This window comes from Brevibacillus porteri (genome assembly GCF_003013475.1).
Taxonomy (GTDB): domain Bacteria; phylum Bacillota; class Bacilli; order Brevibacillales; family Brevibacillaceae; genus Brevibacillus; species Brevibacillus porteri.
In genome coordinates this window covers 12,473-29,798 of record NZ_PXZO01000037.1, presented here as the reverse complement: position 1 = coordinate 29,798, position 17,326 = coordinate 12,473, and the positions used below count along the sequence as shown (strand labels likewise).

Annotated in this window: 32 protein-coding genes; all 32 read left to right on the top strand. The window is 48.1% G+C overall.

What is annotated here, in order from left to right; genetic code table 11:
- Window positions 1-9 precede the first annotated feature (9 nt).
- Window positions 10-633 (top strand): 50S ribosomal protein L4, encoded by a 624-nt coding sequence (gene rplD, locus C7R92_RS18660; RefSeq protein WP_017247048.1) that lies wholly within the window; start codon window positions 10-12, stop codon window positions 631-633.
- The gene (gene rplW / locus C7R92_RS18655) at window positions 633-923 is read left to right on the top strand and encodes a 50S ribosomal protein L23 (RefSeq protein WP_007716243.1); all 291 of its coding nucleotides are present in this window, start codon (window positions 633-635) and stop codon (window positions 921-923) included. The genes rplD and rplW overlap by 1 nt, the downstream gene beginning before the upstream one ends.
- Window positions 924-955: 32 nt before the next feature.
- Window positions 956-1,786: a 50S ribosomal protein L2 gene (rplB, locus tag C7R92_RS18650; RefSeq protein ID WP_007716245.1), complete on the top strand. Its 831-nt coding sequence runs from the start codon at window positions 956-958 to the stop codon at window positions 1,784-1,786.
- 49 nt (window positions 1,787-1,835) lie between these two features.
- Window positions 1,836-2,117: a 30S ribosomal protein S19 gene (gene rpsS / locus C7R92_RS18645; protein ID WP_007716246.1), complete on the top strand. Its 282-nt coding sequence runs from the start codon at window positions 1,836-1,838 to the stop codon at window positions 2,115-2,117.
- A 29-nt stretch (window positions 2,118-2,146) separates the two neighbouring features.
- Entirely contained in the window at window positions 2,147-2,479 is a 333-nt protein-coding gene (gene rplV / locus C7R92_RS18640; RefSeq protein ID WP_017247049.1) for a 50S ribosomal protein L22, read from the top strand.
- Between the two features lie 13 nt (window positions 2,480-2,492).
- Window positions 2,493-3,155 (top strand): 30S ribosomal protein S3, encoded by a 663-nt coding sequence (rpsC, locus tag C7R92_RS18635; protein ID WP_007716248.1) that lies wholly within the window; start codon window positions 2,493-2,495, stop codon window positions 3,153-3,155.
- Between the two features lie 2 nt (window positions 3,156-3,157).
- The gene (rplP, locus tag C7R92_RS18630; protein ID WP_007716249.1) at window positions 3,158-3,592 is read left to right on the top strand and encodes a 50S ribosomal protein L16; all 435 of its coding nucleotides are present in this window, start codon (window positions 3,158-3,160) and stop codon (window positions 3,590-3,592) included.
- The gene (rpmC, locus tag C7R92_RS18625) at window positions 3,582-3,779 is read left to right on the top strand and encodes a 50S ribosomal protein L29 (RefSeq protein ID WP_007716250.1); all 198 of its coding nucleotides are present in this window, start codon (window positions 3,582-3,584) and stop codon (window positions 3,777-3,779) included. The genes rplP and rpmC overlap by 11 nt, the downstream gene beginning before the upstream one ends.
- A 22-nt stretch (window positions 3,780-3,801) precedes the next feature.
- Window positions 3,802-4,068 carry a 30S ribosomal protein S17 gene (gene rpsQ / locus C7R92_RS18620; protein WP_007716251.1) on the top strand — a complete coding sequence of 89 codons (267 nt, stop codon included), beginning with the start codon at window positions 3,802-3,804 and terminating at the stop codon, window positions 4,066-4,068.
- A 42-nt stretch (window positions 4,069-4,110) separates the two neighbouring features.
- Window positions 4,111-4,479 (top strand): 50S ribosomal protein L14, encoded by a 369-nt coding sequence (gene rplN, locus C7R92_RS18615; protein ID WP_017247050.1) that lies wholly within the window; start codon window positions 4,111-4,113, stop codon window positions 4,477-4,479.
- 49 nt (window positions 4,480-4,528) lie between these two features.
- Window positions 4,529-4,843 (top strand): 50S ribosomal protein L24, encoded by a 315-nt coding sequence (rplX, locus tag C7R92_RS18610; protein ID WP_017247051.1) that lies wholly within the window; start codon window positions 4,529-4,531, stop codon window positions 4,841-4,843.
- A 26-nt stretch (window positions 4,844-4,869) separates the two neighbouring features.
- On the top strand, window positions 4,870-5,412 hold the full coding sequence (gene rplE, locus C7R92_RS18605) for a 50S ribosomal protein L5 (protein WP_007716254.1): 543 nt from the start codon (window positions 4,870-4,872) through the stop codon (window positions 5,410-5,412).
- 24 nt (window positions 5,413-5,436) lie between these two features.
- A complete protein-coding gene (locus C7R92_RS18600) occupies window positions 5,437-5,622 on the top strand; it encodes a type Z 30S ribosomal protein S14 (RefSeq protein WP_005828830.1) in 186 nt (61 codons plus the stop codon).
- Between the two features lie 27 nt (window positions 5,623-5,649).
- Entirely contained in the window at window positions 5,650-6,048 is a 399-nt protein-coding gene (gene rpsH / locus C7R92_RS18595) for a 30S ribosomal protein S8 (protein WP_007716262.1), read from the top strand.
- Window positions 6,049-6,083: 35 nt separating this feature from the next.
- Window positions 6,084-6,620: a 50S ribosomal protein L6 gene (gene rplF, locus C7R92_RS18590; protein ID WP_017247052.1), complete on the top strand. Its 537-nt coding sequence runs from the start codon at window positions 6,084-6,086 to the stop codon at window positions 6,618-6,620.
- A gap of 32 nt (window positions 6,621-6,652) precedes the next feature.
- Window positions 6,653-7,015: a 50S ribosomal protein L18 gene (rplR, locus tag C7R92_RS18585; RefSeq protein WP_017247053.1), complete on the top strand. Its 363-nt coding sequence runs from the start codon at window positions 6,653-6,655 to the stop codon at window positions 7,013-7,015.
- Window positions 7,016-7,033: 18 nt separating this feature from the next.
- Window positions 7,034-7,531, top strand: a complete 498-nt coding sequence (gene rpsE, locus C7R92_RS18580) for a 30S ribosomal protein S5 (RefSeq protein WP_007716268.1) — start codon at window positions 7,034-7,036, stop codon at window positions 7,529-7,531.
- 16 nt (window positions 7,532-7,547) lie between these two features.
- Complete coding sequence (gene rpmD, locus C7R92_RS18575) at window positions 7,548-7,733, top strand: 50S ribosomal protein L30 (protein WP_007716270.1); 186 nt, start codon at window positions 7,548-7,550, stop codon at window positions 7,731-7,733.
- 33 nt (window positions 7,734-7,766) lie between these two features.
- Window positions 7,767-8,207 carry a 50S ribosomal protein L15 gene (gene rplO, locus C7R92_RS18570; RefSeq protein ID WP_007716272.1) on the top strand — a complete coding sequence of 147 codons (441 nt, stop codon included), beginning with the start codon at window positions 7,767-7,769 and terminating at the stop codon, window positions 8,205-8,207.
- Window positions 8,207-9,502, top strand: coding sequence for a preprotein translocase subunit SecY (secY, locus tag C7R92_RS18565; protein ID WP_069852853.1), 1,296 nt, complete (start codon window positions 8,207-8,209; stop codon window positions 9,500-9,502). The genes rplO and secY overlap by 1 nt, the downstream gene beginning before the upstream one ends.
- A gap of 60 nt (window positions 9,503-9,562) precedes the next feature.
- A complete protein-coding gene (locus C7R92_RS18560; RefSeq protein WP_017247055.1) occupies window positions 9,563-10,207 on the top strand; it encodes an adenylate kinase in 645 nt (214 codons plus the stop codon).
- Window positions 10,208-10,213: 6 nt separating this feature from the next.
- Entirely contained in the window at window positions 10,214-10,960 is a 747-nt protein-coding gene (gene map, locus C7R92_RS18555; RefSeq protein WP_012683998.1) for a type I methionyl aminopeptidase, read from the top strand.
- 118 nt (window positions 10,961-11,078) lie between these two features.
- Window positions 11,079-11,297, top strand: coding sequence for a translation initiation factor IF-1 (gene infA, locus C7R92_RS18550; RefSeq protein ID WP_003333772.1), 219 nt, complete (start codon window positions 11,079-11,081; stop codon window positions 11,295-11,297).
- 34 nt (window positions 11,298-11,331) lie between these two features.
- Complete coding sequence (gene rpmJ, locus C7R92_RS18545; protein ID WP_003333770.1) at window positions 11,332-11,445, top strand: 50S ribosomal protein L36; 114 nt, start codon at window positions 11,332-11,334, stop codon at window positions 11,443-11,445.
- Between the two features lie 21 nt (window positions 11,446-11,466).
- On the top strand, window positions 11,467-11,835 hold the full coding sequence (gene rpsM, locus C7R92_RS18540) for a 30S ribosomal protein S13 (RefSeq protein ID WP_017247056.1): 369 nt from the start codon (window positions 11,467-11,469) through the stop codon (window positions 11,833-11,835).
- 16 nt (window positions 11,836-11,851) lie between these two features.
- Window positions 11,852-12,253: a 30S ribosomal protein S11 gene (gene rpsK / locus C7R92_RS18535; RefSeq protein ID WP_005828803.1), complete on the top strand. Its 402-nt coding sequence runs from the start codon at window positions 11,852-11,854 to the stop codon at window positions 12,251-12,253.
- A gap of 156 nt (window positions 12,254-12,409) precedes the next feature.
- Entirely contained in the window at window positions 12,410-13,354 is a 945-nt protein-coding gene (locus tag C7R92_RS18530; RefSeq protein WP_017247057.1) for a DNA-directed RNA polymerase subunit alpha, read from the top strand.
- 56 nt (window positions 13,355-13,410) lie between these two features.
- Window positions 13,411-13,770 carry a 50S ribosomal protein L17 gene (gene rplQ / locus C7R92_RS18525; RefSeq protein ID WP_017247058.1) on the top strand — a complete coding sequence of 120 codons (360 nt, stop codon included), beginning with the start codon at window positions 13,411-13,413 and terminating at the stop codon, window positions 13,768-13,770.
- A 167-nt stretch (window positions 13,771-13,937) separates the two neighbouring features.
- On the top strand, window positions 13,938-14,789 hold the full coding sequence (locus C7R92_RS18520) for an energy-coupling factor transporter ATPase (protein WP_069852850.1): 852 nt from the start codon (window positions 13,938-13,940) through the stop codon (window positions 14,787-14,789).
- Window positions 14,765-15,637, top strand: coding sequence for an energy-coupling factor transporter ATPase (locus C7R92_RS18515; protein WP_017247069.1), 873 nt, complete (start codon window positions 14,765-14,767; stop codon window positions 15,635-15,637). The genes C7R92_RS18520 and C7R92_RS18515 overlap by 25 nt, the downstream gene beginning before the upstream one ends.
- A 2-nt stretch (window positions 15,638-15,639) precedes the next feature.
- Complete coding sequence (locus C7R92_RS18510; RefSeq protein ID WP_069852847.1) at window positions 15,640-16,437, top strand: energy-coupling factor transporter transmembrane component T family protein; 798 nt, start codon at window positions 15,640-15,642, stop codon at window positions 16,435-16,437.
- Complete coding sequence (truA, locus tag C7R92_RS18505; protein ID WP_106835262.1) at window positions 16,434-17,168, top strand: tRNA pseudouridine(38-40) synthase TruA; 735 nt, start codon at window positions 16,434-16,436, stop codon at window positions 17,166-17,168. The genes C7R92_RS18510 and truA overlap by 4 nt, the downstream gene beginning before the upstream one ends.
- The last annotated feature ends 158 nt before the right edge of the window (window positions 17,169-17,326 follow it).

Here is a 17,326-nt window from a genome sequence, read left to right as displayed (position 1 = left end):
GGAACTGACATGCCGAAAGTAGCTCTTTATAACCAAAGCGGTTCTCAAGTTGGCGAAATCGATCTGGCAGACAGCGTATTTGGGATTGAGCCTAACAGCGCAGTTCTGTACGATGCGATCGTGATGCAACAAGCATCCCAACGTCAAGGTACACATGATGTAAAGAACCGTTCTGAAGTACGTGGTGGTGGCCGCAAGCCATGGCGCCAAAAAGGTACAGGACGTGCACGCCAAGGTTCCATTCGCTCTCCGCAATGGAAAGGTGGCGGTGTTGTATTCGGTCCAACTCCGCGCAAATACGGTTACAAACTGAACCGTAAAGTTCGCCGTTTGGCACTGAAATCCGCACTCTCCGCAAAAGTACAAAGCAATGAAATGTTGGTTTTGGATGCTCTGAACATTGCAGCTCCTAAAACGAAAGAAATGACAGTTGTTCTGAACAACTTGAAAGCAGATCGCAAAGTTCTGATCGTTACTTCCGAGTACGACCAAAACGTAGCTCTTGCTTCCCGCAATATTCCAGGTGCAAAAATCGTAGATGCTGCAGGCATTAACGTTCTTGATCTGGTAGCGCATGACAAAGTAATCGTGACGAAAGAAGCGATTGCGAAAGTAGAGGAGGTGCTCGCCTAATGAAGAGCCTTCATGATGTCCTTAAACGCCCTGTCATTACCGAGCGCACCACTGACATGATGGCTGAGAAAAAGTACGTATTCGAAGTACCTCTCAAAGCCAACAAGACAGAAATCAAACAAGCTGTTGAAAAAGTATTTGGCGTAAAAGTAGAAGCAGTTAACACAGTTCGTGTACCTGCGAAACCAAAACGCTACGGAAAATACTCCGGTTACACATCCGAGTGGAAGAAAGCAATCGTTAAGCTGACTGATGACAGCAAAGAATTGGCCTTCTACGAGGGAGTATAACCTCGACGACTACCGAAAAGGAGGGTATTAACATGGGTATCAAAAAGTTTAAACCGACTTCTCCTGGTCGTCGCCAAATGACGGTTTCTACTTTCGAGGAGATCACCACGTCGACTCCCGAAAAATCCTTGTTGGCGCCTCTCAGCAAAAAAGCTGGTCGCAACAACCAAGGTAGAATTACCGTTCGTCATCAAGGTGGCGGTCACAAACGTAAATACCGTATTATCGACTTCAAACGTAACAAAGATGGTATCATTGGTCGCGTAGCAACCATTGAATACGATCCAAACCGTTCCGCTAACATCGCGCTGATCAACTATGCAGACGGTGAAAAGCGTTACATTATCGCTCCACAAAACCTGAAAGTGGGCGACCAGATTGTATCCGGAGCAGATGCCGACATCAAAATCGGTAACGCACTGCCAATGGAGAAAATCCCGGTAGGTACTACCATCCACAACATCGAGCTGAAACCTGGTAAGGGTGGCCAATTGGTTCGCGCTGCTGGTACTTCTGCTCAATTGCTTGGTCGTGATGGTGAATTCGTAATCGTACGCCTGTCTTCCGGTGAAACTCGCCGCATTCATAACGTATGCCGCGCTACCATCGGTCAAGTAGGTAACCAAGATCACGAATTGCTGAACATCGGTAAAGCAGGACGTTCCCGCTGGTTGGGTATTCGCCCGACAGTTCGCGGTAGCGTAATGAACCCTAACGATCACCCACACGGTGGTGGTGAAGGTCGCGCTCCAATCGGTCGTAAGGCTCCTGTTACTCCTTGGGGTAAACCAACCCTGGGCCTCAAGACTCGTAAGAAGAAGAACAAGTCCGACCAGTACATCATCCGCCGCCGTAAAAAGTAAGGTAGGCTGATACTATAACCGAACGCCTATGGCGAAGGGAGGTTCACTAATGGGACGTAGCTTAAAAAAGGGTCCTTTCGTGGATGACCACTTGATGAAAAAAGTTGACGAGCAAAATGAAAAGAACGAGAAACGCGTGATCAAAACATGGTCTCGCCGTTCCACCATCTTCCCTGATTTCGTAGGACACACGTTTGCAGTTTACGATGGCCGCAAACATGTACCTGTATACGTATCGGAAGACATGGTTGGTCATAAATTGGGTGAATTCGCACCAACTCGTACCTTCAAGGGTCACGTCGACAACGACAAGAAGTCCAAGAAGCGCTAATTTTCTCTTGACAGAGAGGAGGTACAAAGATGGAAGCAAAAGCAGTTGCACGGAATATTCGCATCGCGTCTCGTAAAGTCCGCCTGGTGGTTGACTTGATCAGAGGCAAGCAAGTAGGTGAAGCTTTGGCGATCTTGAAACACACGCCAAAGGCAGCTTCTCCAGTTGTTGAAAAGCTCCTGAAGTCGGCTATTGCAAACGCTGAGCACAACTATGAGCTGGATCCAAATAGCTTGGTAGTAGGCAAAATCTTCGTAGACCAAGGTCCTACGTTGAAGCGTTTCCGTCCGCGCGCTATGGGTCGCGCTAGCCGCATCCATAAACGCACGAGCCACATCACAGTGGTACTAAACGAGAAATAAGGAGGGATTACGTGTGGGTCAAAAGGTAAGCCCGGTAGGTCTTCGGATCGGTGTCATTCGTGACTGGGAGTCCAAATGGTACGCTGACAAGGACTTCGCAACTCTGTTGCACGAAGACTTGAAAATCCGTAAGTATGTAAAAGGGCGTCTGAAGGATGCTGCTGTATCCACGATCGAAATCGAACGCGCAGCTAATCGCGTGAACGTTACGATTCACACCGCTAAGCCTGGTATGGTAATTGGTAAAGGTGGTTCAGAGGTTGAAACTCTGCGCAAAACTTTGACCGAACTGACTGGCAAACGCGTTCATATCAACATCAACGAAGTAAAACGTCCGGATCTGGATGCTACTCTGGTAGCTGAAAATATTGCACGCCAATTGGAAAACCGCATTTCTTTCCGCCGTGCGCAAAAGCAATCGATCACTCGTTCGCTGCGCTCAGGTGCTAAAGGTATCAAAACCTTGGTAAGCGGTCGTCTTGGCGGCGCGGACATCGCACGTTCTGAAGGTTACAGCGAAGGTACTGTTCCGCTTCACACATTGCGCGCTGACATCGACTACGGTACTGCTGAAGCACATACCACTTATGGTCGCATCGGTGTTAAAGTGTGGATCTATCGTGGAGAAGTCCTTCCAGCGAGAAAGAACGTCGCTACTGAGGAAGGAGGCAAGTAATCATGTTGACGCCAAAACGCGTGAAACACCGTAAACAACACCGCGGGAAAATGGCAGGTAACGCAAAAGGCGGTACCACTGTTGCGTTCGGTGAATACGGATTGCAAGCAATGGAACCATCTTGGGTAACCAACCGTCAAATCGAGGCTGCCCGTATTGCAATGACCCGTTACATTAAACGTGGTGGTAAAGTCTGGATTAAAATTTTCCCTGACAAACCAGTTACACAAAAACCGCTCGAAGTACGGATGGGTTCCGGTAAAGGTTCTCCTGAGAAATGGGTAGCGGTAGTGAAGCCAGGCAAGATCATGTTTGAACTTGCTGGTGTTCCTGAAGAAGTCGCTCGCGAAGCTATGCGTCTGGCTATGCACAAACTGCCTATCAAGTGCAAGTTCGTGAAGCGTGAAGAAGTGGGTGGTGACGCACATGAAGGCTAATGAGTACCGTAATTTGACCACTGCCGAGCTCGAACAAAACGTTACTTCTTTGAAAGAAGAGTTGTTCAACCTTCGTTTCCAGTTGGCTACCGGTCAACTCGAAACCACATCTCGTATCAAACAAGTGCGTAAGGATATTGCTCGTGCGAAAACCGTCCTGCGCCAGAGAGAATTGGGAATCGGCTAATTATAGGAAGGAGGTTTGAACGATGACCGCAGATCGCAATATGCGTCGAACCGTTGTAGGTCGCGTCGTTTCCGACAAGATGGATAAAACCATTGTTGTTCTTGTTGAAACTTACAAGACACACCCATTGTACGGTAAACGCATGAAATTCTCCAAAAAGTTCAAGGCTCACGATGAGAACAACGCAGCAAAAGTTGGCGACATCGTAGAAATCATGGAAACTCGTCCATTGTCTAAAGACAAGCGTTTCCGTATGGTACGTATCGTTGAAGAGGCAGTAATCGTATAAGTCAGATTTTCGGATAGATAAATCCGAAAGGAGGAACAGTAAATGATCCAAACTCAAACGAGATTGGCTGTTGCTGACAACTCCGGTGCTAAGGAACTCATGTGCATCAAGGTTCTGGGTGGTTCCGGTCGCAAAACGGCGAACATCGGGGATGTTATCGTGTGCTCCGTAAAATCCGCTACACCCGGCGGCGTTGTCAAGAAAGGTCAAGTAGTTAAAGCGGTTGTAGTACGCACAGCAAGTGGCGTTCGTCGTAACGATGGTTCTTACATCAAGTTCGATGAGAATGCAGCTGTAGTTATCAAAGACGATCAATCCCCTCGTGGTACTCGTATCTTTGGACCTGTGGCTCGTGAGCTCCGCGATAAGGATTTCATGAAGATCATCTCTCTGGCTCCAGAGGTTATCTAATTGAACGGCAAAACTCAGGCAGTTTGTTCGATAGGAGGTGCACCAAGCGATGCACGTTAAAAAAGGCGACACTGTTATCGTAAATGCGGGCAAAGATAAAGGCAAAAAAGGTCGCGTTCTCGCTGCTTATCCGAAGAAAGAACGCGTTCTGGTTGAAGGTATCAACCTCGTGAAGAAACACAGCCGTCCGTCCCAAGCTAACCCGCAAGGTGGCATTGTGACTCAAGAAGCAGCTATTCACGTATCCAACGTATCTTTGATCGATCCGAAGTCCGGAAAAGCTACTCGCATCGGTTACAAAGTATTGGATAGCGGCAAGAAAGTTCGGTACGCGAAAAAGTCTGGCGAAGTACTCGACAAGTAGTCAGGTTGGAAAGGAGGATATCCTAGATGGCAACAAGATTGAAAGAAAAGTATACGAGCGAAATCGTGCCTGGCTTGATGAGCAAGTTCAACTACACTTCCATCATGCAAGTGCCGAAAGTAGAAAAGATCATCATCAATATGGGTGTAGGCGAAGCGGTAGCTAACGCTAAGTCCTTGGATACTGCAATTGAAGACCTGCAAATCATCGCTGGTCAAAAGCCTGTAGTAACAAAGGCTAAGAAATCCATCGCGGGTTTCAAATTGCGTGAAGGTATGCCGATCGGTGCAAAGGTTACTCTGCGCGGCGAGCGTATGTACCACTTCCTCGACAAATTGATGAACGTATCTCTCCCGCGTGTTCGTGACTTCCGTGGAATTTCTTCCAAGGCTTTTGACGGTCGCGGTAACTACACACTCGGTCTGAAGGAACAACTGATCTTCCCTGAGATCGAGTACGATAAAATTGATAAAGTTCGTGGTATGGACATCGTTATTGTTACTTCCGCGAAAACGGATGAGGAAGCTCGTGAGTTGCTGACTCAAATGGGTATGCCATTCCGTAAATAAACCCACTCGTAAGGAGGGAAGAATGTGGCAAAGAAATCAATGATCATCAAGCAACAGCGGCAGCCGAAGTTTGCAGTACGCGCGTACACTCGTTGCGAGCGTTGCGGACGTCCTCACTCCGTATTGCGCAAATTCAAACTCTGCCGTATTTGCTTCCGTGAACTTGCTTATAAAGGTCAAATTCCAGGCGTGAAAAAAGCAAGCTGGTAATTTGAAACGGGAAGGAGGTTTTCTCTCATGGTTATGACTGATCCAATCGCAGATATGTTGACACGTATTCGTAACGCCAACATGGTTCGCCACGAGAAAGTGGAAATCCCGGCGTCCACCATCAAGAAGGAAATCGCGCGCATTCTGAAAGAAGAAGGCTTCATCCGCGATGCGGAGTTTGTTGAAGACAACAAACAAGGAATCATCCGCGTATTCCTGAAATATGGTGCGAGCAACGAGCGCGTCATCACAGGTCTGAAACGTATCTCCAAGCCAGGACTTCGTGTTTATGCAAAGAACAATGAAGTACCTAAGGTTTTGGGTGGTCTCGGTTGCGCGATCATCTCTACATCCACTGGTGTAATGACTGACAAGCAAGCTCGTCAAGCACATGTTGGTGGAGAGGTTCTCGCATACATTTGGTAATTAATAGATCGTAAATAGCACAGGAGGTGCACCACATGTCTCGTGTCGGTAGAAAACCGATCGTGGTCCCTGCAGGCGTTACCCTCACTCTGAACGGTACTGAGCTGACGGTAAAAGGCCCTAAGGGTCAACTCGTTCGTAGCTTCCATGAAGATATCAAAATCAACATCGCTGAAAACGAAGTAGTAGTAGAGCGTCCAAGCGATAACAAACTTCACCGTTCCCTGCATGGTACGACTCGTGCGCTGGTATCCAACATGGTAACTGGCGTATCTGAAGGCTTCACTCGTACCCTGGAACTGGTCGGTGTAGGTTACCGTGCTGCCAAGTCTGGCAACGGTGTTACTCTCTCTCTTGGTTTCTCCCACCCAGTGGAAGTTACTCCAGAAGCGGGTATCGAAATCGATGTACCTAACCAAACGACTCTGATTGTTAAAGGTATCAACAAAGAGCGTGTAGGCCAAGTTGCTGCTGAGATTCGTTCCCTGCGCAAACCTGAGCCATACAAAGGTAAAGGTATCAAGTACAGCAATGAAGTGGTTCGTCGTAAAGAAGGTAAAAAAGGTAAATAAGCTTCTAGCTTCATGAGAAAGGAGGCCGCTTAATGTTTACGAAAGCTGATAAAAACAAAGCTCGGAAAAAACGTCATCTGCGAATCCGCAAACGCGTGATTGGTTCTACCATTCGCCCGCGTCTGAACGTATTCCGTTCTTCTAAGCACATCTACGCTCAATTGATCGACGATGCAACTGGCGTAACACTGGTATCCGCATCTTCTTTGGATAAAGAGCTGGGCCTGAATAATGGCGCTAACGTGGAAGCTGCTACAGCTGTTGGCACACTGATCGCTAAGCGTGCACAAGAAAAAGGTGCGACTGAAGTGATTTTTGACCGCGGTGGTTACATCTATCATGGACGTATTAAAGCACTGGCAGAAGCAGCTCGTGAAGCTGGTCTGCAATTCTAACAACAAGGAGGGTAAGGAATGCGTATCGACCCTAGCAAATTAGAGCTCGAAGAAAAAGTAGTCGCAGTTAACCGTGTAGCAAAAACGGTTAAAGGTGGACGTCGTATGAGCTTCAGCGCCTTGGTTGTTGTGGGAGACCGTAACGGCCACGTAGGTGCTGGTATGGGTAAAGCTCAAGAAGTTCCAGACGCCATTCGCAAAGCGATTGACGATGCTAAGAAAAAATTGATCCGTGTACCGATGAGAGGAACAACTGTTCCGCACCAAGTACTGTGCCAATTCGGCGCTGGTAAGGTTCTCATCAAGCCTGCTGCCCCTGGTACAGGTGTTATCGCTGGTGGACCTGTTCGTGCCGTACTCGAACTGGCTGGTGTAGGCGATATTTTGAGTAAGTCTCTTGGTTCCAACAATCCTATCAACATGGTCAACGCTACGCTGGAAGGCCTCGGCCGTCTGAAAACAGCGGAAGATGTCGCGAAACTGCGCGGTAAGACTGTTGACGAGTTGTTGGGTTAATAAGGAGGGAATGAAAATGGCAAAATTGCAAATCACCCTCAAACGCAGCTTGATTGGTCGCACTGTTGACCAACAAGACACTGTAAAAGCTCTGGGTCTTCGCAAAATCAACTCCACTGTAGTGAAGGAAGATAACGCTGCAATCCGTGGAATGGTTTTCAAAGTGAAGCACTTGGTTGAAGTGAAAGAAGTAGAAGCTTAATTGAACATCTCAATTAGTTAGGAGGTGCAACGTATGAAATTGCATGAACTGCAACCTGCAGAAGGATCCCGTCACACTCGTAAGCGCATCGGTCGCGGTATTGGTAGCGGTACTGGCAAAACTGCTGGTAAAGGTCACAAAGGTCAAAACGCTCGTTCCGGCGGAGGTGTTCGCCCAGGATTCGAGGGTGGTCAAAACCCATTGTACCGTCGTCTGCCTAAGCGTGGTTTCACTAACATCAGCCGCAAAGAATTTGCGATTGTTAGCTTGGACGCGCTGAACCGTTTCGAAGAGGGCACTGTAGTAACACCTGAGCTGTTGAAAGAAACAGGTGTTATCAGCGCGCTGCGCGACGGTGTTAAGGTTCTTGCTAACGGTGAACTGACTGTGAAGCTGACTGTAAAAGCTCACAAGTTCTCCGGAGCAGCTGCTGAGAAGATCGCTCAAGTCGGTGGAACAACCGAGGTGATCTAATGTTAGCGTCCTTAACTAACATTTTTAAAATTAGCGACCTTCGTCGCAAGATCCTTTTTACGCTCATGATGCTGGTTGTTTTCCGGATCGGAAGCTTTGTGCCAGTTCCTAACGTAAATGTCGAGTTGTTTCAGCAGAATACAAACCAACTACTGGGCTTGTTAAACACCTTCTCAGGTGGAGCACTGCAAAACTTCTCGATTTTTGCCATGGGTATCATGCCGTACATTACGGCATCGATTATCATGCAGCTGATGTCCATGGATGTTGTGCCTAAGCTTACGCAATGGGCACGTGAAGGGGAAGTTGGCCGTCGTAAGATTGCCACCGTTACCCGTTACGCTACCATCATCCTTGGTTTGATTCAGTCTGTAGGGATGACGATTGGATTCAACAATATGGCGCCTGGTTTGCTAAACGACACGTCGGTTAGCAGCTATGCACTCATTGCGTTGACTTTGACAGCTGGGACCGCATTCATGATGTGGATGGGGGAACAGATTACGGAGAATGGTATCGGTAACGGGATTTCGATCCTGATCGTTGCCGGGATCGTTGCTGGATTGCCTAATGCAGCTGCGACGATTTACACCACGATGTTTGGTGATCCATCTGTAAACATCTTTTTCAGCATCGTCAAGGTTCTGCTTATCCTATTGGTGGTCCTCGCCATTATTGTCGGGGTTATCTTTATGCAGCAAGGTCTTCGTAAGATTCCAGTGCAATATGCGAAACGAGTGGTTGGACGCAAAATGTACGGTGGTCAATCTACCCACATTCCGCTGAAAATCAACTCTGCTGGTGTTATTCCTGTTATCTTTGCGGTATCGCTGGTAATGTTCCCGTCAACGATTGCTCAGTTCTGGGTGGATGCATCTGGACAAGGATTTGCTAACTGGATTTATCAGAACTTCCAAGTCAACAAACCATTAGGAATGACGCTCTACGCTATCTTGATTCTCGGATTCACCTACTTCTACACATTCGTACAGATCAACCCTGTACAAATGGCAGAAAACATGAGAAAAAATGGTGGTTACATTCCTGGTATCCGACCTGGTAAAAACACTGAGGTATTCATTACTCGTACATTAAACCGGTTAACATTGGCGGGCGCCTTGTTCCTTATGACAATTGCCATTTTGCCATTCTTCTTCGGTAGTATTGCAAACTTGCCGCAATCCATTTTCATTGGCGGTACATCGCTCTTGATCGTGGTCGGGGTATGCTTGGATACAATGAAGCAGATTGAAAGTCAAATGATCAAACGCCACTACCAAGGGTTTATCAAGTAATGACTTAGATGTTTACAGAAAAGCTTTTGTAGCTTTTTTGATGGGACGGAGGGAATGGACGTGAATATAATTCTGATGGGACTGCCTGGAGCCGGTAAAGGGACACAGGCAGAACGTATCGTAGAAGAGTTTGACATCCCGCACATTTCGACTGGCGACATGTTCCGAGCTGCGGTCAAAAACGAAACGCCGCTCGGACTAGAGGCTAAATCCTACATGGATAAAGGTCATCTCGTCCCAGACGAGGTCGTCATTGGTATTGTGCGGGAACGCCTTTCGATGGAAGACTGCGCAAAGGGATTCCTCTTAGATGGTTTTCCGCGCACAGTTCCTCAGGCAGAAGCGTTGACAGCTACAGTAAAAGAGCTGGGACGCGAAATTGACCATGTAATTAACATCAACGTTCAACGCGAGCAATTGATTGAACGTCTGACCGGTCGCTGGATCTGCCCTGTTTGCGGTGCTAGCTATCACACGATGTTCAATCCTCCAAAAGAGGCTGGCGTATGTGATAAAGATGGTGGTAAGCTGTATCAGCGTGAAGACGACAAGATCGAAGTGGTAACACAACGCCTTGACGTAAATATCGCTCAAACACAGCCACTTATCGACTACTACTCCGCACAGGAACTTCTGCGAGATATCGATGGAGAACAAGATATCCAGGTAGTGTTTGCGGAAATTAAGTCTTTGTTGCGAGGGTAATTGCGAATGATTATCCTAAAGTCGAAAGCAGAACTTGAGGTTATGCGCGAAGCTGGTCGTATCGTCGCACTCACCCATCAAGAACTGGCCAAGGCGATCAAGCCTGGTGTCACGACGAAGCAGCTAGACGAAATTGCCGAGACCTTTATTCGAAGCATGGGAGCAATTCCATCGTTTAAAGGCTATGGTGGCTTTCCAGGAAGTATCTGTGCTTCAGTCAATGAAGAACTCGTACACGGGATCCCAGGTAAACGGGCGTTGCAAGAAGGAGACATTATCAGTATCGACATTGGTGCCCAGTTTCAGGGTTACCATGGCGACTCCGCTTGGACGTATCCGGTCGGTAAGATTTCAACAGAAAACCAGAAGCTGCTCAGAGTAACGGAAGAGTCGTTGTACAAGGGGCTTGAAAAAGCTGTTCCGGGTGGACGCTTATCCGATATCTCTCATGCGATTCAGGTTCATGCAGAAGCTGCCGACTTCACACTCGTTCGCGAGTATGTGGGGCATGGGATCGGGCAAAACTTGCACGAAGATCCACAGGTTCCTAACTACGGCCCTCCTGATCGAGGACCGCGGTTAAAACCGGGCATGGTGTTGGCAATTGAGCCAATGGTAAATGCCGGCGAACGTTATGTCCGCACATTGGAGGACAATTGGACGGTAGTAACAGTGGATCGGAAAACTTGTGCTCATTTTGAACACACCATCGCGATTACGGAAGATGGCTATGAGATTTTTACACGGACATAAAAACGGTAGTTCCGAATGCTTCGGGATTGTCGTCCAACGTGTCGACGATAAGTTCGTTGTGTGATCATTTCGCAAAACTCATGGTCCGACTGAAGAGCAGAAGAAAGGAGAGTTTACCATGGCAAAAGATGATGTAATTGAGGTGGAAGGTACGGTAATCGAACCTTTGCCAAATGCTATGTTTCGAGTAGAATTAGAGAATGGACATAAAGTCCTCGCTCACGTCTCAGGAAAAATCCGCATGCACTTTATCCGTATCCTGCCGGGGGATAAAGTAACTGTTGAACTGTCGCCGTACGACTTAACCCGCGGACGTATTACGTACCGCTATAAATAGTAAGCAAAACCCCTAGAAAAGGGAGGCAAGAACCATGAAAGTGAGACCTTCGGTTAAACCGATCTGCGAGAAATGCAAGGTTATCCGTCGCAAAGGTAACGTAATGGTTATTTGTGAAAATCCGAAGCATAAGCAAAAACAAGGGTAAACAAGGAGGTGCTTTTGACACATGGCACGTATTGCAGGCGTAGACTTGCCGCGCGAAAAACGCGTTGAAGTTGCTCTTACCTACATTTTTGGTATTGGCCGCCCCACGTCTCAAAAAATTCTGTCCTCTACTGGCGTAGACGCTAACACTCGTGTTCGCGATCTGACAGAAGACGAAGTAAACAAACTTCGTGAGTACATCGACAAAACTGTGAAGGTGGAAGGTGACCTCCGTCGTGAGATCTCCCTCAACATCAAGCGTCTGATGGAAATCGGTTGCTTCCGTGGCATCCGTCATCGTCGTGGACTTCCAGTTCGCGGTCAACGTTCTAAAACAAATGCTCGTACGCGTAAAGGTCCACGCCGTACAGTAGCAAACAAGAAGAAGTAAAGGAGGGTAATCTGACATGGCGAAAAGAAAACAAGCTACAGCAACTCGTACCCGTCGTCGTGACCGTAAGAATGTTGAAGTCGGCGTAGCACACATCCGTTCTACTTTCAACAATACGATCGTCACTATCACGGATCCACACGGTAACGCGATCTCTTGGTCCAGTGCTGGTTCCCTCGGCTTCAAAGGCTCCCGTAAAAGCACTCCATTTGCTGCGCAAATGGCTGCTGAAGCGGCTGCACGCGTTGCAATGGAACACGGCATGCGTTCCCTTGAAGTATCAGTAAAAGGCCCAGGTGCTGGTCGTGAAGCTGCGATCCGTTCCCTGCAAGCTACTGGTCTTGAAGTGAACATGATTAAAGACGTGACGCCAATTCCGCATAACGGTTGCCGTCCACCAAAACGTCGCCGCGTGTAACTGGTTTATATCGTTCAGAACATGTCCATACTAGAATGGTAAATTCTGATTTATAGCTTGTCATGCACGCAAACGGTAAACCGCCGGGGAAATTCCTGAGTGGGCACGTATGCGGCCCACCCCAGGATTTCGACGTTTTGAAGGAGGGTTTGTTTAATGATAGAAATAGAAAAACCAAAAATCGAGGTTGTGGAAGTTAGCGACGACAACTCGTATGGAAAGTTTGTTGTAGAACCTCTAGAGCGCGGATACGGAACTACCCTTGGCAACTCGCTGAGACGAATTCTTCTTTCGTCCTTGCCAGGCGCGGCAGTTCGTACTGTTCAAATCGATGGGGTTCTTCACGAATTCTCCACGATTGAAGGCGTCGTTGAAGATGTAACCGAGATCATCCTGAACATCAAAGGCTTGGCGCTGAAGATCCATTCCGATGAAGAAAAAGTAATCGAGATCGATGCAGAAGGCGAAGGCGTTGTCAAAGCGGGAGATATCCGTGCTGACAGTGATGTGGAGGTCTTAAACCCTGATCTTCATATTGCAACGTTGGCCAATGGCGGTCGTCTGCATATCCGCATGACAGCTGGACGTGGTCGTGGTTATGTTCAATCTGACGGAAACAAATCTGAGGATCTGCCTATTGGTGTGATTCCGATTGATTCGATCTACACGCCAATCAAGCGCGTTAACTATCAAGTGGAAAATACCCGTGTAGGGCAAATGACCAACTATGACAAGTTAACACTTGAGGTTTGGACTAACGGTAGCATCAGTCCGGAAGAAGCCGTGAGTCTCGGCGCAAAAATCATGACGGAGCACTTGAACCTGTTCGTCGGTCTGACTGACGAGGCGAAGGATGCAGAAATCATGGTAGAGAAGGAAGAGGACAAGAAAGAGAAAGTCTTGGAGATGACTATCGAAGAGCTCGATCTTTCCGTTCGTTCCTACAACTGCTTGAAGCGTGCCGGTATTAATACCGTGCAAGAGCTGACGCAGAAGACAGAAGAGGACATGATGAAAGTACGCAATCTGGGGCGCAAATCTCTTGAAGAAGTTCAAGAAAAGTTAGCTGAACTGGGCCTGTCCCTGCGCAGCGACGATTAGAATAGCAAACCAAGAAGCAAACTTTTGTTCTCTCGATTAAGAGGGAGGTAAACCACATGGCACAACGTAAATTGGGTCGTCGTAGCTCAGCTCGTAAAGCGCTGTTCCGCGACTTGGTAACAGACCTGATCATCAACGAGCGCATCGAAACTACAGAGATGAAGGCGAAAGAACTGCGCCCAATCGCTGAAAAAATGATCACGCTCGCGAAACGTGGCGATCTGCATGCTCGCCGTCAAGTTGCTGCTTTCGTTCGCAAAGAAGTTGCGAATGCTGAAGGCCGCGATGCTGTTCAAAAACTGTTCGATGAAATCGCTCCTCGCTTCAAAGAGCGCAACGGTGGATACACTCGTATCCTGAAAACCGGCCCTCGCCGTGGCGACGCTGCTCCAATGGCGTACATCGAATTCGTTTAATACATGTAAACTGGTCGTTTACTCAGGTTTCGGCCTTGTAGATTACCGCGAAAAGGGTGGGGGCAGATCTGGTCATAGGCTGGACTCTGATTCAACCCTTTTTTCCTTTCTCATCGAAATCCTGCTAGTCAGTTCCCTGTGAAGGCTGGGGAGGTTGTGAATGCCTCATGAATGAAGATAACCTGCTGGCATTGCGAGATGTTTCTTATACCTACGATGGTGAGGATGGCCAACGGGTTCCGGTATTACAAGGTGTTGACCTTACCATTCAAAAAGGTTCCTTTGTATCCGTATTGGGTCACAATGGTTCCGGCAAATCAACGATGGCAAAGCTGATGAATGCTTTGCTGCTTCCAGAAGGTGGCACAGTACTTATCAGTGGAATGGATACGAAAGATGGGGAGCTGCTTTGGGAGATCCGACGACATGTTGGCATGGTCTTTCAGAACCCGGACAATCAGATTGTTGGGGCTACTGTGGAAGATGATGTCGCCTTTGGCCTAGAAAACATGGGTGTGGACCCCAAAGAGATGCGCGATCGTATTGATGAGGCGCTCGTTTCTGTAGGGATGGAGTCTTATCTACAGGCACAACCACATCGTCTGTCTGGGGGTCAAAAGCAACGCGTGGCGATCGCCGGAATTATGGCGATGCGTCCTTCTGTCATCATCTTGGATGAAGCGACAGCGATGCTTGATCCACAAGGGAGAATGGAAGTGCTGAATCTGGCTCGTCAACTGAACCGTGACGAGGGACTCACGATCATTAACATTACCCATTTTCCGGAAGAAGCCATTTATTCGGATAAGGTCATCGTCATGAATGCTGGTGAAGTCCTGATGGAAGGTACGCCGAGTGAAGTGTTTAATGAGGTAGATCGTTTGAAACAGGTGGGACTGGATGTGCCATTTGCTGTTCGACTGCGACACGCACTTCATTCCAAAGGGATTGATTTACCGTTTGTCCTGCATCAAGAGGAGCTGGTGGAGCACGTATGCAAATTACTTTTGACCAAGTAAGCCATATCTACGCAAAAGGAACACCGTTCGAACGAGTTGCCTTACACAATATTTCGCTGACGATTCCATCCGGTTCGTTTGTCGGAATTATTGGCCACACAGGCTCGGGTAAGTCAACGCTGATTCAGCACTTGAACGGGTTACTGATGCCTAGTACAGGGCAAATCACCCTGGGTGATGCGGTCATTACTCCAAAGCGGCGATTACCCCATGCTCAAAGGCGCGATATTGGGCTCGTCTTTCAATATCCTGAACATCAGTTGTTTGAAGAAACGGTTGCAAAGGATGTTGCTTTTGGACCGCTCAATTTTGACTTGCCAACGGAAATGGTGGAAGCGCGCGTAAAGGAGTCCCTTGAAATTGTCGGCCTGGATTATGCCACGATCAAGGATCGCTCGCCGTTTCATTTGAGTGGCGGGCAAATGCGACGTGTTGCTTTGGCTGGTGTTCTTGCCATGCAGCCGAAGGTTCTGGTATTGGATGAACCAACTGCGGGTCTTGATCCTGCGGGACGAGTAACGATTCTGGAAGGAATCTACCGGATTCATCGGGAACAAAACCTCACGACACTATTGGTCACGCACAGCATGGAAGAGGCAGCCCGCTATGCAGACTATTTGCTTGTGATGGCACAAGGCCAAGTAGCTTTGCAGGGGAAGCCGGAGGAAGTATTCATGCATGTAGATCGTCTCCGAGAGCTGTCTTTGGATGTACCGGAAACGGTGGCTCTCGTATCGCAAATGAATCAATTGCTGCCGGACAAGGCTAGTCTGCCGAGCTCCCTTTATCGGGAGGAAGAGCTGATTGCCCATCTGCTGGAACGACTGTCCGTACCAAAGGAGGGCTAGGCATGCTGCAGAATATCGCAATTGGTCAATACGTACCAGGGCAATCTTTTTTACATCGTGCAGATCCGCGGAGCAAGCTTCTCTTCATTATCCTTTTTGCTACCTTGATTTTTCTAGCTAACAATACGGTAACGTACGCCATACTGATTGGTTTTACCCTGTATGCTGCACTTCTTTCTAGGCTTTCGTTGTCCTATATATTAAAAAGCTTAAAGCCAGTCTGGATCCTGATTTTGTTTACCGTTGTCTTGCATATTTTTATCACAAAAGGCGGAACGGTCTACTTTCAGTGGGGATGGTTTACAGTAGAGGAGGAAGGGGTTCGCCAGGCGATCTTCATTTCTTTGCGCTTGGGACTTTTGATTCTCATTAGTTCCTTGCTAACACTGACCACTTCTCCAATCGATTTGACGGAGGGTTTGGAGCGTTTACTAGGACCACTAGGGAAGATCGGCATACCGGTTCATGATATAGCCCTGATGATGTCAATTGCACTCCGGTTCATTCCGACCCTGATGGAAGAAACGGATAAAATCATCAAGGCGCAGACCGCCAGAGGAGCCAATTTCACCAGTGGAAGTCTCGTGCGCAGAGCCAAGAACCTGATTCCGATCGCGATCCCATTGTTCGTTAGTGCGTTTCGGCGTGCGGAAGAGCTGGCTTTGGCGATGGAAGCACGTGGCTATCGCGGGGGAGTGGGGAGAACGCGGCTGAATAAGCTGACGTTCACTTGGCGTGATGGAATCGTAGCTGTTGCGAGTGTGATCTTGGTAATCGTGATTGGATGGTGGCGTACATGAAGCGACTGCGATGTGTATTGGCATATGACGGAACTGACTTTAGCGGTTTTCAGGTACAGCCAGATCAAGTAACGGTCCAGGGTGAAATTGAAGCCGCTTTGAATCGGGTTACCGGAGAGGATATCCAAGTCTTCGGTTCGGGCCGGACAGATGCGGGTGTTCATGCGCGCGGTCAAGTGATTCACTTTGACACGTCGAGTAACATTCCGATGGATAAATGGCGGTTTGTGTTGAACAATCAGCTGCCTGATTCTATTGTCATTCGGACAGTCGAAGAGGTCGATGCCTCTTTTCATGCGCGTTTTGACGTGCAAGTAAAAGAATATCGATATTGTATCGATAACACTCCAGTGGCAGATGTATTTCGACATCGTTACGCCGATCATGTCCGGTTTCCGTTAGATGTGGACGCGATGCAGCAGGCTGCTCATTACTTGGTGGGTGAACATGATTTTACTTCCTTTTGCTCAGCAAAGACATACGTGGAGGACAAGGTTCGGACTGTGTACGGGGTCACCGTAGAAAAAAGCGGAGACGAGGTCTGGGTGACATGCCGAGGCAACGGTTTTTTGTACAACATGGTTCGAATTATTGTGGGGACTTTGGTTGAAGTAGGGCAAGGAAAAAGAAACCCTGCTGAACTGAGGGAAATCCTCGCCGCATGTGATCGGGAAAAGGCAGGTAAGACAGCACCAGCCAAGGGTCTGACCATGTGGGAAGTTGTCTACTAGTTCTCAGATTTCCAACTATTAGACGAACGAGCAGCACTTGACTATGGGGCGTCTATGTAGTACGATATTCCTTGGTATTTTAACCCCGCCTAGCCCCACTCTAGCCCCGGGATTGAAAGACAAGATCGTGATTACATGGAACACCTGGAAGAGTTGCT

Bases quoted from the DNA above. Each gene is read 5' to 3' on its own strand.
- rplR (WP_017247053.1), top strand. From the start codon at position 6,653: ATGTTTACGAAAGCTGATAAAAACAAAGCTCGGAAAAAACGTCATCTG.
- infA (WP_003333772.1), top strand. From the start codon at position 11,079: ATGGCAAAAGATGATGTAATTGAGGTGGAAGGTACGGTAATCGAACCT.
- rpsK (WP_005828803.1), top strand. From the start codon at position 11,852: ATGGCGAAAAGAAAACAAGCTACAGCAACTCGTACCCGTCGTCGTGAC.
- C7R92_RS18530 (WP_017247057.1), top strand. From the start codon at position 12,410: ATGATAGAAATAGAAAAACCAAAAATCGAGGTTGTGGAAGTTAGCGAC.
- secY (WP_069852853.1), top strand. From the start codon at position 8,207: ATGTTAGCGTCCTTAACTAACATTTTTAAAATTAGCGACCTTCGTCGC.
- rpsH (WP_007716262.1), top strand. From the start codon at position 5,650: ATGGTTATGACTGATCCAATCGCAGATATGTTGACACGTATTCGTAAC.
- rpsE (WP_007716268.1), top strand. From the start codon at position 7,034: ATGCGTATCGACCCTAGCAAATTAGAGCTCGAAGAAAAAGTAGTCGCA.
- rplE (WP_007716254.1), top strand. From the start codon at position 4,870: ATGGCAACAAGATTGAAAGAAAAGTATACGAGCGAAATCGTGCCTGGC.
- rplQ (WP_017247058.1), top strand. From the start codon at position 13,411: ATGGCACAACGTAAATTGGGTCGTCGTAGCTCAGCTCGTAAAGCGCTG.
- rpmC (WP_007716250.1), top strand. From the start codon at position 3,582: ATGAAGGCTAATGAGTACCGTAATTTGACCACTGCCGAGCTCGAACAA.
- rpmD (WP_007716270.1), top strand. From the start codon at position 7,548: ATGGCAAAATTGCAAATCACCCTCAAACGCAGCTTGATTGGTCGCACT.
- rplB (WP_007716245.1), top strand. From the start codon at position 956: ATGGGTATCAAAAAGTTTAAACCGACTTCTCCTGGTCGTCGCCAAATG.
- map (WP_012683998.1), top strand. From the start codon at position 10,214: ATGATTATCCTAAAGTCGAAAGCAGAACTTGAGGTTATGCGCGAAGCT.
- rplD (WP_017247048.1), top strand. From the start codon at position 10: ATGCCGAAAGTAGCTCTTTATAACCAAAGCGGTTCTCAAGTTGGCGAA.
- rpsQ (WP_007716251.1), top strand. From the start codon at position 3,802: ATGACCGCAGATCGCAATATGCGTCGAACCGTTGTAGGTCGCGTCGTT.
- rpsM (WP_017247056.1), top strand. From the start codon at position 11,467: ATGGCACGTATTGCAGGCGTAGACTTGCCGCGCGAAAAACGCGTTGAA.
- rpmJ (WP_003333770.1), top strand. From the start codon at position 11,332: ATGAAAGTGAGACCTTCGGTTAAACCGATCTGCGAGAAATGCAAGGTT.
- truA (WP_106835262.1), top strand. From the start codon at position 16,434: ATGAAGCGACTGCGATGTGTATTGGCATATGACGGAACTGACTTTAGC.
- rplN (WP_017247050.1), top strand. From the start codon at position 4,111: ATGATCCAAACTCAAACGAGATTGGCTGTTGCTGACAACTCCGGTGCT.
- rpsS (WP_007716246.1), top strand. From the start codon at position 1,836: ATGGGACGTAGCTTAAAAAAGGGTCCTTTCGTGGATGACCACTTGATG.
- rplW (WP_007716243.1), top strand. From the start codon at position 633: ATGAAGAGCCTTCATGATGTCCTTAAACGCCCTGTCATTACCGAGCGC.
- rplF (WP_017247052.1), top strand. From the start codon at position 6,084: ATGTCTCGTGTCGGTAGAAAACCGATCGTGGTCCCTGCAGGCGTTACC.
- C7R92_RS18510 (WP_069852847.1), top strand. From the start codon at position 15,640: ATGCTGCAGAATATCGCAATTGGTCAATACGTACCAGGGCAATCTTTT.
- rplO (WP_007716272.1), top strand. From the start codon at position 7,767: ATGAAATTGCATGAACTGCAACCTGCAGAAGGATCCCGTCACACTCGT.
- rplX (WP_017247051.1), top strand. From the start codon at position 4,529: ATGCACGTTAAAAAAGGCGACACTGTTATCGTAAATGCGGGCAAAGAT.
- C7R92_RS18520 (WP_069852850.1), top strand. From the start codon at position 13,938: ATGAATGAAGATAACCTGCTGGCATTGCGAGATGTTTCTTATACCTAC.
- rplP (WP_007716249.1), top strand. From the start codon at position 3,158: ATGTTGACGCCAAAACGCGTGAAACACCGTAAACAACACCGCGGGAAA.
- C7R92_RS18515 (WP_017247069.1), top strand. From the start codon at position 14,765: ATGCAAATTACTTTTGACCAAGTAAGCCATATCTACGCAAAAGGAACA.
- rplV (WP_017247049.1), top strand. From the start codon at position 2,147: ATGGAAGCAAAAGCAGTTGCACGGAATATTCGCATCGCGTCTCGTAAA.